The sequence below is a fragment of the Pedobacter sp. 01N416 genome (assembly GCF_056399685.1).
In genome coordinates, this window is sequence record NZ_JBFTRT010000796.1 from 1 (window position 1) to 1722 (window position 1722).

Here is a 1722-nt window from a genome sequence, read left to right on the forward strand (position 1 = left end):
ACCGATTTTATTCTGAAACCCTGGGAAAATGAGAAGCTGTTTGCCACCATTTCTTCGGCATCTAAACTCCGCGAATCGACCAAAAAGGTAAAAAAACTAGAAAAAATACATTCATCGCTCCAAAAAGATCTTACCCGTGGTTTCGAGAATATTGTTGGGCAGGCCGATGGAATAAAACAGTTACAGGCCACTTTACTAAAAGTTGCCCCAACAGATGCCAATGTGCTTATTCTGGGCGAAAACGGAACGGGGAAACAAGTTTTTGCTTATGAAATCCATGGTAATTCACAAAGGAAAAACCAGGTGTTTATGCATGTTGATTTAGGCTCATTAAACGAAAATTTATTTGAGAGCGAATTATTCGGTTATGCTAAAGGTGCTTTTACCGATGCCAAAGAAGATAAACCTGGTCGCTTTGAACTGGCCGATGGAGGAACGATCTTTTTAGACGAGATTGGAAATTTAACATTACCGCTTCAGGCAAAACTCTTAAGCGTTTTGCAAAACCGTACAGTTACCCGTTTAGGTGAAAGTAAAGAACGTAAGGTGAATGTCCGTTTAATAACGGCCACCAATATGCCCTTAAATGAAATGGTATCTAAAAATACATTTAGGCAAGATTTACTGTTCCGCATTAATACTGTTGAGCTTTTATTACCAGCCTTACGCAAACGTGGAACAGATATCCTACTTTTAGCCAATCATTTTATGCAGGTTTTTAGCTCTAAATACCATAAAGACATACGAAAACTGAGTAATAAGGCCCAAGAAGCACTTTTACAGTATAAATGGCCGGGAAATGTGCGCGAGTTACAGCACGTTTTAGAAAGAGCCGTTATTATGAGCGATGGGGCTGATATTGCAGAAGAAGATTTGCAGTTAAGTCCGCAGCGCTACGCACAAAACAACGCCATACCAGATGAAATGGCGCTTGAGGATATGGAAAAAATGATGGTGCAGAAAGCAATTGATAAACACAAAGGAAATATATCAAAAGCCGCAGCAGAACTCGGTTTAACGCGGGCTGCACTGTATAGAAGAATCGAGAAATTTGGAATCTAAGCTGAAAGCTGAAAGACCAGAGCTTAAAGCTTTAGTCTTTCGCCTTTAAGCTTTCAGTTTTAAAAACATGTTTTATCAACGTTTTACTTTCCGTTTAATATTTCGCCTGCTGATTATCAATCTGCTGGGCTATCTCCTATTTTACCTGGTTAAAAATACCCAGCTTTGGTTTACCATCATTGGCGTAGCTTTAATTTTATTGGGCATGGTTATTTCCCTTTATTACTATATCAATCAGATCCGATCAGATATCAACCGTTTCATTTTAGCCGTTAAAACGAGAGATCATACCTTAAACTTTAAAAACAAAGTAACTAAAGGCAGTTTCCCTGAATTATACGAGTCTTTTAGCGATATTTTACTGGTACATAAACAGATCAGATTGGAACAGGAAGCGATGTTTCAGCTGATTAAAACCATTCTGGAGCAGGTTCCCGTTGGTGTAATCGTGGTAAATAATACTAATCAGGAAGAGAATGAAGAGGTTGCATTTTTTAATCAGGCGGCTTCAAATCTTTTAGGCATCCCAGCGTATAAGTATTGGCACAGGGTACAGCAACATCTCCCTACAATTGCAGCAGACAAAGAGCAGATCTTATCGGGTGGGAAACGGTTTCTGGAATTGCAGATCCAGGATAACCTGATTCCAGTGTCTACCGA

General features: G+C 39.3%; 2 protein-coding genes. Both read left to right on the forward strand.

Translation table 11 applies throughout. The features are described 5' to 3' along the window. The coding region (locus AC1DND_RS27240) for a sigma-54 interaction domain-containing protein (RefSeq protein ID WP_477585900.1) at positions 1–1062 on the forward strand (1062 nt) is incomplete at its 5' end. A gap of 67 nt (positions 1063–1129) precedes the next feature. Continuing rightward, positions 1130–1722 (forward strand): PAS domain-containing protein (locus tag AC1DND_RS27245; protein WP_477585902.1); only part of this gene is annotated, 593 nt, incomplete at its 3' end.